This is a genomic window from Streptomyces alboniger, assembly GCF_008704395.1.
Lineage (GTDB): Bacteria > Actinomycetota > Actinomycetes > Streptomycetales > Streptomycetaceae > Streptomyces > Streptomyces alboniger.
On sequence record NZ_CP023695.1, the window covers coordinates 5,774,026 to 5,787,563 of the forward strand.

General features: G+C 71.1%; 8 protein-coding genes and 1 pseudogene. 4 read left to right on the forward strand and 5 right to left on the reverse strand.

Annotation, left to right across the window (positions count from 1 at the left end):
- Window positions 1-17 precede the first annotated feature (17 nt).
- From CP975_RS25940 to CP975_RS25955, 4 genes are all read left to right on the forward strand, one after another.
- The gene (locus CP975_RS25940) at window positions 18-4,331 is read left to right on the forward strand and encodes a HAMP domain-containing protein (protein WP_055534610.1); all 4,314 of its coding nucleotides are present in this window, start codon (window positions 18-20) and stop codon (window positions 4,329-4,331) included.
- Window positions 4,328-6,799: a SpoIIE family protein phosphatase gene (locus tag CP975_RS25945; protein ID WP_055534606.1), complete on the forward strand. Its 2,472-nt coding sequence runs from the start codon at window positions 4,328-4,330 to the stop codon at window positions 6,797-6,799. The genes CP975_RS25940 and CP975_RS25945 overlap by 4 nt, the downstream gene beginning before the upstream one ends.
- 99 nt (window positions 6,800-6,898) lie before the next feature.
- Window positions 6,899-7,261, forward strand: coding sequence for an STAS domain-containing protein (locus CP975_RS25950; RefSeq protein ID WP_246201630.1), 363 nt, complete (start codon window positions 6,899-6,901; stop codon window positions 7,259-7,261).
- Window positions 7,258-8,190, forward strand: a complete 933-nt coding sequence (locus tag CP975_RS25955; protein ID WP_055534604.1) for a sensor histidine kinase — start codon at window positions 7,258-7,260, stop codon at window positions 8,188-8,190. Before CP975_RS25950 ends, CP975_RS25955 begins: the two co-directional genes overlap by 4 nt.
- Before the next feature lie 19 nt (window positions 8,191-8,209).
- On the opposite strand, the gene CP975_RS25960 is transcribed toward CP975_RS25955, so the two are convergent.
- From CP975_RS25960 to CP975_RS25980, 5 genes and pseudogenes are all read right to left on the reverse strand, one after another.
- Window positions 8,210-8,614, reverse strand: a complete 405-nt coding sequence (locus CP975_RS25960; protein WP_055534601.1) for a VOC family protein — start codon at window positions 8,612-8,614, stop codon at window positions 8,210-8,212.
- Window positions 8,615-8,738: 124 nt separating this feature from the next.
- The gene (locus CP975_RS25965; RefSeq protein WP_150477394.1) at window positions 8,739-9,896 is read right to left on the reverse strand and encodes a hypothetical protein; all 1,158 of its coding nucleotides are present in this window, start codon (window positions 9,894-9,896) and stop codon (window positions 8,739-8,741) included.
- Window positions 9,897-10,645: 749 nt separating this feature from the next.
- Window positions 10,646-11,341, reverse strand: a pseudogene (locus CP975_RS25970) (ABC transporter ATP-binding protein); the annotation flags it as partial.
- A 193-nt stretch (window positions 11,342-11,534) separates the two neighbouring features.
- A complete protein-coding gene (locus tag CP975_RS25975) occupies window positions 11,535-12,914 on the reverse strand; it encodes an aspartate aminotransferase family protein (RefSeq protein WP_055527190.1) in 1,380 nt (459 codons plus the stop codon).
- Complete coding sequence (locus CP975_RS25980; protein WP_078594210.1) at window positions 12,899-13,444, reverse strand: Lrp/AsnC family transcriptional regulator; 546 nt, start codon at window positions 13,442-13,444, stop codon at window positions 12,899-12,901. The genes CP975_RS25975 and CP975_RS25980 overlap by 16 nt, the downstream gene beginning before the upstream one ends.
- Between the last annotated feature and the right edge of the window lie 94 nt (window positions 13,445-13,538).

Consider the following 13,538-nt stretch of genomic DNA (forward strand, 5'->3'; position numbering starts at 1 on the left):
GCGAAACGAGGTCGATCATGGCTGAGGCGGCGGTCGAGAAGGGGCGCTCGGTGCCCCGATCGCGAACCTCTCATGAGGGCGGCGGGGTGGGGGAGCCGGAGCTGCGGCAGTTGTTGGCGGGGCTCACGGCCGTACGGGACGGCGATTTCGGCACGAGGCTGCCGGACGAGGGCGACGGACTGATCGGGGAGATCGCGTCCGTCTTCAACGGCATGGTCGATCAGCTGTCGCTGTTCACGTCCGAGGTGACCCGCGTGGCCCGCGAGGTCGGCACCGAGGGAACCCTGGGCGGGCAGGCCGTCGTACCCGGCGTCTCCGGGACCTGGGCGGACCTCACCGACAACGTGAACGCCATGGCGGGCAATCTGACGACCCAGGTCAGGGACATCGCCCAGGTGGCGACAGCGGTGGCCAAGGGTGACCTGTCGCAGAAGATCGACGTGGACGCCCGTGGTGAGATCCTGGAGTTGAAGGAGACCGTCAACACGATGGTCGACCAGCTCTCCGCCTTCGCCGACGAGGTCACCCGCGTCGCCCGGGAGGTCGGCAGCGAAGGCCGGCTGGGCGGCCAGGCCCAGGTGCCCGGCGTCGGCGGCGTCTGGCGGGACCTGACCGATTCGGTGAACCTGATGGCGGGCAACCTCACCGACCAGGTCCGCAACATCGCCCAGGTCACGACAGCCGTGGCCAAGGGTGACCTGTCGCAGAAGATCAAGGTCAACGCCCGCGGTGAGATCCTGGAGTTGAAGGAGACCATCAACACGATGGTCGACCAGCTCTCGTCCTTCGCCGACGAGGTCACCCGCATGGCGCGTGACGTGGGCACCGAGGGCATCCTGGGAGGCCAGGCCGACGTCAAGGGCGTCTCGGGCACCTGGCGGGACCTGACCGACTCGGTCAACAGCATGGCGGGCAACCTGACGGACCAGGTGCGTTCGATCGCCCAGGTGGCCACCGCGGTGGCCGGGGGCGACCTGTCGCAGAAGATCAAGGTCAACGCCCGCGGTGAGATCCTGGAGTTGAAGGAGACCATCAACACGATGGTCGACCAGCTCTCCGCCTTCGCCGACGAGGTGACCCGCGTGGCCCGCGAGGTCGGCACCGAGGGCAACCTCGGCGGCCAGGCGACCGTCCGCGGGGTCTCCGGCACCTGGAAGGACCTCACCGACAACGTCAACGTCATGGCGTCCAACCTCACGGGCCAGGTGCGGTCCATCGCCCAGGTCGCCACGGCGGTGGCGCGCGGTGACCTCTCGCAGAAGATCACCGTCGAGGCGAAGGGCGAGGTCGCCGCGCTCGCCGGCGGGATCAACACGATGGTCGACACCCTCTCGGCGTTCGCCGACGAGGTCACGCGCGTGGCGCGCGAGGTCGGCACCGAAGGCCAGCTCGGCGGCCAGGCCCGTGTCCCCAATGTCGCGGGTACCTGGAAGGACCTCACCGACAACGTCAACTCGATGGCGAACAACCTGACCAATCAGGTGCGCAACATCGCCCTGGTCACCACCGCGGTGGCCAACGGCGACCTGTCGAAGAAGATCGACGTGGACGCCCGCGGCGAGATCCTGGAGCTGAAGACGACCATCAACACGATGGTCGACCAGCTCTCGGCGTTCGCCGCCGAGGTGACGCGCGTGGCGCGCGAGGTCGGCAGCGAGGGCAGGCTGGGCGGTCAGGCCGAGGTCGAGGGAGTGTCGGGCACCTGGAAGCGCCTGACCGAGAACGTGAACGAACTGGCCGGCAACCTCACCCGGCAGGTACGTGCCATCGCCGAGGTGACGAGCGCGGTGGCCGAGGGCGACCTGACCCGCTCCATCACCGTCGACGCCTCCGGCGAGGTCGCCGAACTCAAGGACAACATCAACGCCATGGTCGAGTCGCTGCGCGAGACGACCCTGGCCAACCAGGAGCAGGACTGGCTCAAGTCCAACATCGCGCGCATCTCCGGCCTGCTCCAGGGCCACCGGGACCTCGCCGTGGTCGCGGAGCTGGTGATGGACGAGCTGACGCCCCTCGTGGGCGCGCAGTACGGAGCCTTCTACCTCGCCGAGGACGCGGACGGGTCCGCCGACCTCACGCTGGTCGGGTCCTACGGCCGCCCCGCGGACCGCGCGGAGGGCGGTCGCTTCCGGCTCGGGGAGTCCCTGGTGGGCCAGGCGGCGCGCAGTCGGCGGCCCATCACCGTCGACCGGCTCCCGGCGGACTACGTCATCTCGTCCGGGCTCGGGCAGGCCGCGCCGGGCAGCCTGATCGTGGTGCCGATCCTCGTCGAGGACCAGGTGCTCGGCGTCATCGAGCTGGCGTCGTTCGAGCAGTTCACCCCGGTGCACCGGGACTTCCTCGAACAGCTGATGGAGACGCTGGGGGTGAACGTCAACACCATCGTCGCCAACGCGCGCACCGACGAACTCCTTGACGAGTCCCAGCGGCTGACGGCCGAACTCCAGGCACGCTCCGCGGAGTTGCAGGTCCAGCAGGACGAGCTCCAGCGCTCCAACGCCGAACTGGAGGAGAAGGCGGCCCTGCTGGCGGCCCAGAACCGCGACATCGAGACGAAGAACCTGGAGATCGAGCAGGCCCGCCAGGAACTGGAGGCACGGGCACAGCAGTTGTCCCTCACCTCCAAGTACAAGTCGGAGTTCCTGGCCAACATGAGCCACGAGCTGCGCACCCCGCTGAACAGTCTGCTCATCCTCGCCCAGCTGCTCGCGCAGAACCCGACCCGCAACCTCACCGCGAAGCAGGTCGAGTACGCGGGCATCATCCACTCGGCGGGATCCGACCTGCTCCAGCTGATCAACGACATCCTCGACCTGTCCAAGGTCGAGGCCGGCAAGATGGACATCAACCCCGAGCGGGTGGCGATGCGGAAGCTCCTGGACTACGTCGAGGCGACCTTCCGGCCCATGACCACCCAGAAGCACCTCGGGTTCACCATCAGCACCGCGCCCGACGTGCCGTCCGAGCTGCACACCGACGATTCGAGGCTGCGGCAGGTCCTGCGCAACCTGCTGTCCAACGCGGTCAAGTTCACCGAACGCGGCAGCGTCGAGCTGCGTATCGAAATGGCCGGGGACAGCGAGGTGCCGGCGTCCGTTAGGCGCGGCGAGGCGATGCTGGCCTTCCGGGTGAAGGACACCGGCATCGGCATCGCCGAGCACCAGCTCGAAGCGATCTTCGGTGCGTTCCAGCAGGCTGACGGCACCACCAGCCGCAAGTACGGCGGCACCGGCCTCGGTCTGTCCATCAGCCGGGAGATCGCCCACCTCCTCGGCGGCGTGGTCGTCGCCGCGAGCACGCAGGGGCAGGGCAGTACGTTCACCCTCTACCTGCCCGTGGACCGCGCCGAATGGGGGACCACGGCCGACGCCGCGCCGGTCGCGCGGGCCACACCCGCCCGCCCGGTGGGCGACGGCCGTGGCGACCGCCCGGACCCGGCGCCCCGCCGGAAACGACGGCTGCTCGTCGTCGAGGGGCGGGCGCGCGGCCTGCTCTCCCTGGTCGCGGAGAGCGCTGTCGCCGATCTGTCCGGCGGCAGGGACCTCTCCGCGAAGGCGGCGGAGGAGGACATCGAGGTCATCACCGCCGTCGGCCCGGTGGAAGCGGCCGAGAGCCTGGCCGCGGGGGCCTGCCACTGCGTCGTCCTCGAACTCGACATGCCGAAGGACGAGGCGCTCCGGTTCCTCGACGCGATGGACGGCGACACCGCCGCGACATCGGTACCCGTCCTCGCGCACAACAGCCGCCGCCTGGACCCGGCGCACGAACAACAGCTCCAGTCACGTTCCCGCACGCGTCCCCTGGAGCTGATCTCCAGCCTGGACGAGCTGCGCGAACGCATCGCGCTGCACCTGTCCGCCGAGCAGCCCGGGGACGTGGTCCCGCTGGTACGGGGGGAGGAGGCCGGCGAGCAGCAGCTCCCGCAGGTGGTCGGCGGCAGCCTCTCCGGGCGGGTCGTGCTGGTCGTGGACGACGACGCCCGCAACCTGTACGCCATCAGCGGCATCCTGGAGATGCACGGCATCGAGGTGCTGCACGCGGAGAACGGGCGCAAGGGAATCGAGACGCTGCGCGCGAACCCGGAGATCGACCTGGTCCTGATGGACGTGATGATGCCCGAGATGGACGGCTACGCGGCGACGACGGAGATCAGGCAGGATCCGGCCTACGCGACACTGCCCATCGTCGCCGTGACGGCGAAGGCCATGCCGGGCGACCGGGAGAAGAGCCTGGCCTCCGGGGCCAGCGACTACGTCACCAAGCCCGTGGACGCCGACGACCTGATCGCTTGCATCGGGCGCTGGCTCAGTGAGGAGCCGGCAGCACAGTGACCACATCGGAACCCCTTCAGGAGCCCGTCGGCCAAGACGCGCCGCCGCCCCCCGACGCCCCGGCGGGGCCGTCGGCGCTCGCGCCCTCACCGGACCACCACGTACCCGGCGCCCGCACGGAGGCCGAGACCTCCGGCGTGGGCAGGCTGGCCGCGACGGTGGAACGGCTGCGCGGCGAGATCCGCGCCGCGCAGGCGGCGGCCGACGGCCGCGCGCTGATCGAACTCGCCAAGGGCGTGCTGATCGAGCGGCTGCGGTGCGGCCCCGCCGTGGCCGCGCGGCAACTGGCCTCGCTGGCCCAGGAAGCGGGCGTCTCCCAGCTGGAGCTGGCCGCGGACATCGTCAACCAGTCGTCGCAGGACCACCTCGCCGAGGTCGCCAGCGGTTTCGCCAGCCGCGCCAACGGCGATCCGCCCGCCGAGCAGGCAGCACCCTCCATCGGCGCGCGCCTGCGTACGGCGGAGAGCGGCGCCCTGGCCGGGGGCGACACACAGGCCGCGGCCCAGTCGCTCCTGGCGCACGCCCTGGCACCGCTGGGCGCCTGCTCGGTCGCCGTGTGGAGCGCGGGGTCCGACGCGTCACTGGCCCTGGCCGGGCACGCGGGTTTCGGCCCGGGCGAGGCCGACCGCTGGTGTTACGTGCCGCCGGGCGTGTCCACGCTGGCCCGCCGGGCGCTGACGGAGCGGCAGCCCGTGCACATCACGGACATGTCCGAGGAGGGCCTGCCGTCCATCGGCCGGGCATATCACCCCCGCGGCGGGCGCATCGCGCTCCCCGTGGGCACCGGCGGCCGCGTCAACGGCGTCCTGGAGATCTGCTGGCCGGGTCCGCTGGAACCGCAGCCACCGCAGATCCTCCGCCAGATCGACGCGCTCGCGGAGCTGTGCGCCCACACTCTGGAGAGCCGCCCGGACAGGCCGGCCCCGCCCTCCACGGACACCTGGGCGGCCACGCCCGGCCTCTCCGAACTGGTGGAGCTGGCGGACGGCCTGTACGACCCCGTCCTGGTCCTGGTGCCGTACATGGGCCCGGACGGACAGCTCACGGACTTCCGTGTCCACCATGTCAACAGCAGCTTCGTCGACCCCGCGGGCCGGCCGCGCAGCGCCGTGCACGGAGCGCTGCTGCTGGAGGCCTACCCCATGGCCGTCGGCGGCAGCGAGCTGTTCGAGAAGATCGAGCGGGTGTACGCGACCGGCGAGCCGTTCCGTACCCGCCGCATGACCCTCACCGCGCTGGTCGGTCAGGTCTCCCTCGCCGCGGTCGCCGATGTCAGCATCAGCCGCCAAGGCGGCTGCGTCCTGCTCATCTGGCGCATCGAGGACGAGGCGGCCCGCCTGGCCCACCTCTTGCAGCACGCCCAGCGCCTGGGCAGGATCGGCGGCTTCGAGGAGAACCTCACCACGGGCGAAGTCACCTGGAACGATCAGTTGTTCGACCTGTACGGGCGTCCGCACGACGCGCCGCCCGTACCCCTGGAAGCGCTGACCTCGTACGCCCACGCCGACGACGCCGCCGCCATCCGCCGTTTCCTGCGCACCGTGCTCCATCACCGCAGGTCGTCCTCGGCCGCCTTCCGCCTCGAACGGCCCGACGGCGTCACCCGCCACATGCGGGTGATCGCCGAACCCGTCCTGGACGCCGACGGCAGGTTGCTGTCCGTGCGAGGCGCCTACCAGGACATCTCCTCCCAGCACTGGACCGAGGTGGCCCTGGCGGCGACCCGCGACCAACTGGCCCACACCGAACAGCAGGCCGCCGAGAGCAACCGGCTGACCCTGCAACTGCAACACGCGATCATGCCTCCCGCCCAGGCCCCGCTGAGCAGTCCGGGACTCCAGATCGCCGTGCGGTACCGCCCCGCCGAATCGGAATCCATGGTCGGCGGGGACTGGTACGACGCCGTGACCCTGCCGTCCAAACAGATCATGCTGTGCGTGGGGGACGTGGCCGGACACGGTATCGAGGCCGCCACCAGCATGGTGGTCCTGCGCAACGCCATGCGCGGCCTGGCCGTCACCGGGGCCGGTCCCGCGCAACTGCTGTCCTGGCTCAACATCGTGGCCCACCACCTGACCGCCCACGTCACGGCCACCGCCGTGTGCGGCCTGTACGACCCGGAGCGGCACACCTTGCGCTGGGCGCGCGCCGGGCACCTGCCACCGGTGCTGCTGCGCGGGCAGAAGGCGGCCCCCCTGCCCACGGTCGGCGGCATCCTGCTGGGCGCCCTGGCCGACACCGACTACGAGGAGCGGGAGCTGAGCCTGGAACCCGGCGACACCCTGCTGATGTACACCGACGGACTTGTCGAGCGCCGTGACGAATCGGTCCAGGACTCGTTGGCCCGCTTGCTGACCACGGCAGGACCCCCGGCCGCGGACCTGGAGCAGCAGCTCGACAGACTCCTGACGCACAGCGCCTCCGACACCGACGACGACACCTGCCTCATCGGGGTGCGGGTCACCTGAGCCGTGCGGGACGGGGCGAGCTTGGTGCACCCCGCTCCTGGTCCGGGCCGGACCATGGATACTGGACGGCGACGTCCTGGACGGAAGCGGGAGGACGATGTGAACGACCCGCATGAGGGGCATGCGAGGGCGGACGAGGCGACACCGCGGAACACGCGGCTGAGCATCTGCCCCCTGACGGACCGAGCCGGCGTGGAGGTGGCCGGCGAGATCTGCCTGCCCACGCACGAGGCGTGGGAGCAGGCCTTGGAGCGGGTGGCCCAGCGGCAGCACGGCGCGTACTACTTCGAGCTTTCGGCACTGACGTTCATCGACATGGCGGGCGCCACGGCCCTGGCCATGACCGCTCAGGGTCTGCACGGCGGGCAGCGGTTCGTTCTGGAATGCCCGCCGCCAGCCCTGCGCCGTCTGCTGGAGTTGTTCTGGCCCGATCTGTCTGTAATCGAGGTGGCCGCTTCATGAGTGCCGTGACCGAGACCGAGCCCTTCGTCCACCCGGCCCTGTTCTACCGGGGCGAGCGGGAGTACGTGGCGGGCACCGTACCGTTCGTCGAAGAGGGTCTGGACGCGGGCGAGGCCGTGGCGGTGGCGGTCCCGGGGCCCAATCTGGAACTGATCCGCGGCGAGCTGGGCGCACGCGCCGCGCAGGTCAAACTCCTCGACATGACGCAGGTGGGGCGCAATCCGGGCCGGATCATCTCGCGGGTGCTCGGCGCCTTCGCCGACGCCCACCCCACCGGGCGCGTGCGGATCATCGGCGAGCCGATCTGGGCCGGGCGTACCCCGACGGAGTACCCCGCCTGCGTACAGCACGAGGCGCTGATCAACCTCGCGTTCCAGGGCCGCGCGGTAACGATCCTGTGTCCCTACGACGTGGTGAGCCTGGAGGAGACGGTCCTCACCGACGCCTACGCCACGCACCCCACGATCATCGAGGCCGGCACGCAGAGCACCAGCGCGGCCTACGCCCCCGAAGCGGTCGTCTCCCGCTACAACCAGCCCTTGACCGCACCCGGTGACGTGCCGCAGACGCGCTACGAGGCGCAGACACTCCCCGACGTACGGCACTTCGCCACCCGTCGTGCGGCCGAGCTGGGCCTGCCCGAGGAGCGCCTGCACGACTTCGCCCTCGCCGTCGCCGAGCTGACCACCAACAGCGTGGTGCACGGGCGGGGCTCCGGCGCGCTGCGGGTCTGGCTCCAGGACGGCCACGTCGTCTGCGAGGTGCGGGACGCCGGGCTCCTCACGGACCCGCTCGCCGGCCGCCGACCGCAGCCCCCGGGCCGGCGCGGAGGGCGGGGGCTGCTGCTGGTCCACGTGGTCGCCGACCTCGTCCGCATCCACACCGCCCCGGACGAGGGCACGACCATCCACGGCTACTTCCGCTGCTGACCCCTGAAAGCGGGCTCGCTCAGCCCTGGACCTCGGAGGGGTCCATCCACATGAACTCCCAGGTGTGGCCGTCCAGGTCGTCGAAGGCGCGGCCGTACATCGTGCCGTAGTCCTGGACCTTGCCGGCCGTGGCACCGGCGGCGATCGCCTTGTCGACGATCTCGTCGACCTTCTCGCGGCTCTCGGCGCTCAGACACAGCAGCGCCTCACTGGTCTTCGTGGAGTCCGCGATCTCCTTCTCCGTGAAGTCCGCGTAGCGCTGCTTGCCCAGCATCATCGCGACGATGGTGTCGCTGATGACCACGCACGCGCAGTCGTCCGACGAGAACTGCGGGTTGAGGGTGTAGCCGAGCGAGGTGAAGAACGTCTTCGTCGCGTCGACGTCGTTCACGGCGAGGTTCACGAAGATCATCTGCTGGTACATGAGCGTCTCTCCCAGTGAGTGCGGGTGCTGTACGCGTCTGCCGTATGCGTCTGCCGTACGGGAGGTTAGACGTGCGTTCGACTCCGAACTCATCGCTCGCCGCGATGTTTTCTCGTACGCGTTCTCAGCGGCCCAGCGGCAGCGCGGCCAGCTCCGCGACGACCCAGGTCAGCGGGGCGAACACGGCGGTGAGCGCGCCCGCCCGCAGCGCCGCGGAGCCGCGCAGCATCGTCGCGGGTGCCCCGAGCCGCAGCAGCGCCGCGGTCGTGTCCGCGCGGGACTGCCTGGCCTCCACGGCGGCCGTCGCGAGCGTCAGCACGGCGCAGCCCGCGACGAGCAGCGCGCCGAGGGCGGTGAGCGGGCCGATGCCTGTACGCGGGCCCGCGTACAGGACGCCCGAGGCGTACGCGCCCGACGCCACCGCGCACAGCACGCCGAGCGGTCGTCCGATGCGCCGCGCCTCCTCTTGGAGGACGCGCCCCGCGAGCAGCCGCACGGCGCCGGGCCGGGCGGCCTGGAGGAGGCGGCCGCAGAGGTAGGTGAGGCCGGGGCCCGCGAGCGCGAGGCCGAGTGCGGTCAGGGCCCATCCGGCGAGGACGCCCGCGGGGTTGCCGTCGGCCCCTCCCGGCACCGGCAGGCCGGTGCCGTTGGCCTTGCCGCTCGCGTACGTCTCCACGGCGAGGCCCGCCGCGAGCAGCGCGACGCCCCAGGGGAGGCCGCTCGGCGCCGGGGCCGGTGCGGCGGGCTCCCCGGGGTTCTCGGCGCCGCTCGACGTGGCGGGCCGCGGTCGCAGTGCCGCGGCGCTCGCGGCGGAGGCGGTGAGCGGGACCACGGTGAGCAGGGTCAGCGCGGCGGCGAGCGGCAACGGCCGGTCGGCGGCGAGCAGTTCGGCCGCCGCGCCGTCGAAGGGCAGGCCCGACAGGTCGCCGCGCAGATGCAGGAAGACGAGCAGCGCCACCAGGGAGCCGAGGGTGCAGGCGACGGCCGTGGAGATCGCGGCGAGGACCATCAGCCGGGCCGGTCCGAGGCCCACGGCGGAGAGCCCGGCACGCGGCCGGGTGCCGGGGTCGGTACGGGCGACGGCGACGGCGAAGTACACGGTCGCGGCGGTCGGCGCGGCGCACCAGGCGAGCCGCAGCACGGAACCGGTTCCCGGGTGCTCCATCGCGTACGCCAGTGTGCACAGCAGCAGGAACCCCGTCCCCGCGGCCGCGGCGGCGACGAGCAGCCGCCGCAACTGGACGAGCGGGTGGGCGCCGCGCGCTAGACGGAGAGCGAGCACGCGGCCCGGCCTTCCGCGTCGGAGACACGGGGGGCGGCGCCGGGCGCCCCGGGGGCGGGGGCGGTGCCTGCGGCGGAGTTGTCGGGGGCGCCCGAGGTGTCTGGGGTTGTTGGGGGGCTGGTGGTGGCGCCGAGGTCGGTAGAGGCGGCGGTGGTGCCGAGGTTGGTGGAGGTGGCAGAGGTGGTGCCTGTGTCGGGAGCGACCACCGGCGTTTCGTCGGGCTCGGAGGCGCTGGACGCCGCGGTCTGCGAGGTCTGCGTCTGCGATGCCTGCGCCTGGGGGGCCCGGGTGGCGGTGGTGGTGCCGGGGGTGGCGGCGGCCACCGGTCCTTCGCCGGCCCCGGACGCCGCGGTCTGCGAGGCCTGCGCCTGCGATGCCTGCGCCTGCGAGGCCCCGGCGGAGGTGGCGGTGGTGGTGCCGGAGGTGGCGGCGGCCACCGGTCCTTCGCCGGCCCCGGACGCCGAGGCCTGCGAGGTCCGCGCCTCCGCGGCCCGCTCCTGCGAAGCCTGAGCCTCCGAGAGCCGCGTTTCCGGGGCCCCCTCCTGCGAGGCCTGAGCCTCCGTGACCCGCGTTTGCGAAATCTGCGCCTCCGAGACGCGCGCCTGCGAAGCGTGCGGTCGCGACGCTCGTGCCTGCGACGCCCGCGCTTCCGAAGCCTGTCCCTCCGAGACCCGCCCCTCCGAAGTCCCCGCCTGGGACGCCCGCCTGGGCTCGGACGTCTTCGAGAGGCTCGGTCCGGGTGGGGTGTCCGCGTCCGGTAGGTGCACCGTCTTCACCCGGCGGCCGTCCAGCAGCGTGACCGTGCGGTCCGCCAGGGGGGCGAGGTCCGGGTCGTGGGTGGCGAGGACGACCGTGATGCCGTGGGAGCGGGCCGCGGTCGTCAGGGTGCGCAGCACGTGGGCGCGGTCGGCGCGGTGCAGGGGCGCGGTCGGCTCGTCGGCGAAGATCACCGTCGGCGTGGTGACCAGCGCGCGGGCGACGGCGACGCGCTGGCGCTCCGCCTGGAGGAGGGCGTGCGGGCGCTTGCGGGCGCACCGGCCGATGTCGAGTCGCTCCAGCCACTCCTGGGCGGCGGGCTTGGCGGTACGGCGCGAGGCGCCGCGCAGCATCAGCGGCAGGGCGACGTTCTCCCAGGCGGTGAGTTCGGGCACGAGGTGCGGCTCGGGGTCGATCCAGCCGAAGCGATCGCGCCGCAGGCGTTCGCGCACGAGCGGGCTCATCGTGTGGACGGGGGCGCTGTTGAACCAGACCTCGCCCTGCTGGGGCAGCAACTGGCCCGAGAGGCACCGCAGGAGAGTCGTTTTGCCGCTGCCGCGTGGGCCGCTGACGGCGAGGATCTCACCCTCGCGGACACCGAGCGAGACGCCGGTGAGGGCGGGGGAGCCGTTGTGTGTGACATGCAGTGCGCGTGCCCACAGCACGTCGTTGTCCGGCGGGGCCACCATGGCGTACACCTCGGTTCAGATCAGTTTGCCTCCCCCGTACGGGGGAACGAAGGCGGGGCCGATCGGTCACTGGGCACGCTAGGGATTCGGGCGGACTTGCCAGGAAAGGACGCGGCCCTGGGGCGCCCGTTCTCACTCGAACGGGCGCCCCAGGGCCGGTGTTGATCGGACGATCACCTCAGGTGACCACCGGTCAGAGCTTCGTCCAGGCCTCCGTGAGCACCTGTCGCAGAATGCCCTCGATCTCGTCGAAGGTCTCCTGGGTGGAGATCAGCGGCGGCGCCAGCTGGACGACCGGGTCGCCGCGGTCGTCGGCACGGCAGTACAGGCCGTTGTCGTAGAGCGCCTTCGAGAGGAAGCCGTACAGGACGCGCTCGGTCTCCTCGTCGTTGAACGACTCCTTGGTGTTCTTGTCCTTCACCAGCTCGATGCCGTAGAAGAAGCCGTTGCCGCGGACGTCGCCGACGATCGGCAGGTCGAGCAGCTTGCGCAGGGTCTGGTAGAACGCGTCCTCGTTGTCGAGGACGTGCTGGTTCAGACCCTCCTTCTCGAAGATGTCGAGGTTGGCGATGCCGACCGCGGCCGACACGGGGTGGCCGCCGAAGGTGTAGCCGTGCAGGAAGGTGTTGTCACCCTTGTAGAACGGCTCGGCGATCCTGTCCGAGATGATGCACGCGCCGATCGGGGAGTAGCCCGAGGTCATGCCCTTGGCGCAGGTGATCATGTCCGGGACGTAGCCGAACTTGTCGCAGGCGAACATCGTGCCGAGGCGGCCGAAGGCGCAGATGACCTCGTCCGACACGAGCAGCACGTCGTACTTGTCGCAGATCTCGCGCACCCGCTGGAAGTACCCGGGCGGGGGCGGGAAGCAGCCGCCCGCGTTCTGCACCGGCTCCAGGAAGACGGCCGCGACCGTCTCCGGGCCCTCGAAGAGGATCTCCTGCTCGATCTGGTCGGCGGCCCAGCGGCCGAAGGCCTCGGGGTCGTCGCCATGGATCGGGGCGCGGTAGATGTTGGTGTTCGGTACCTTGTGCGCGCCCGGGACGAGCGGCTCGAAGGGGGCCTTCAGGGCCGGCAGGCCGGTGATGGACAGGGCGCCCTGCGGGGTGCCGTGGTAGGCGACCGCGCGGGAGATGACCTTGTACTTCGTGTGATTGCCGGTGAGCTTGTGGTACTGCTTCGCCAGCTTCCACGCGGTCTCGACGGCCTCGCCGCCACCGGTGGTGAAGAAGACCTTGTTGAGGTCGCCCGGCGCGTAGTCCGCGAGGCGCTCGGCCAGCTCCACGGCCTTCGGGTGGGCGTAGCTCCACACCGGGAAGAAGGCCAGCTCCTGGGCCTGCTTGTAGGCGGTCTCGGCGAGCTCGTGACGGCCGTGTCCCGCGTTGACGACGAAGAGGCCGGAGAGGCCGTCCAGGTACTTCTTGCCCTTGTCGTCGAAGATGTAGGTGCCCTCGCCACGCACGATGGTGGGAACGGGCGCGTTCTCGTACGACGACATGCGGGTGAAGTGCATCCACAGGTGGTCGTAGGCGGTTTGGCTGAGGTCCTTGCTCACGGCTATCGGGTTCCCCACATATAGGTCTGCTTCTTGAGCTTGAGGTAGACGAAGCTCTCGGTGGAGCGCACGCCGGGGAGGGCGCGGATGCGCTTGTTGATGACTTCGAGCAGGTGGTCGTCGTCTTCGCAGACGATCTCCACGAGGAGGTCGTGCGAGCCCGCGGTCATCACCACGTACTCCGCCTCCGGCATGGCGGCCACGGCGTCCGCGACCGGGTCCACATCGCCCTCGACATTGATGCCGACCATCGCCTGCCTGCGGAAGCCCACGGTGAGCGGGTCCGTGACGGCGACGATCTGCATCACGCCCTGGTCGAGCAGCTTCTGGACGCGCTGGCGTACGGCCGCCTCGGACAGGCCCACGGCCTTGCCGATGGCGGCGTACGGACGGCGTCCGTCCTCCTGAAGCTGCTCGATGATCGCCAGAGAGACGGCGTCCACGGGCGGGGTGCCGTTCCCGCCGGCGCTTCCGCCCGGATTTCCGGTGCGGGAGCCGCGGGGGCTGCTGGGGTCTGCGCTGCGACTGGCCACGACCTCACTCTGCACGACGTCTCGTCACTTCCGCAAGGCCAGATCGATGAATTTCGTTGTCTGAGACTTCAATCGTCACGGATTCCGCAGTTCTGGGGTGCTGGGTATG

What these genes read in the sequence shown, in the direction of transcription:
- CP975_RS25960 (WP_055534601.1), bottom strand. Translation starts at nt 8,614, where the DNA reads ATGTACCAGCAGATGATCTTCGTGAACCTCGCCGTGAACGACGTCGAC.
- CP975_RS25940 (WP_055534610.1), top strand. Translation starts at nt 18, where the DNA reads ATGGCTGAGGCGGCGGTCGAGAAGGGGCGCTCGGTGCCCCGATCGCGA.
- CP975_RS25955 (WP_055534604.1), top strand. Translation starts at nt 7,258, where the DNA reads ATGAGTGCCGTGACCGAGACCGAGCCCTTCGTCCACCCGGCCCTGTTC.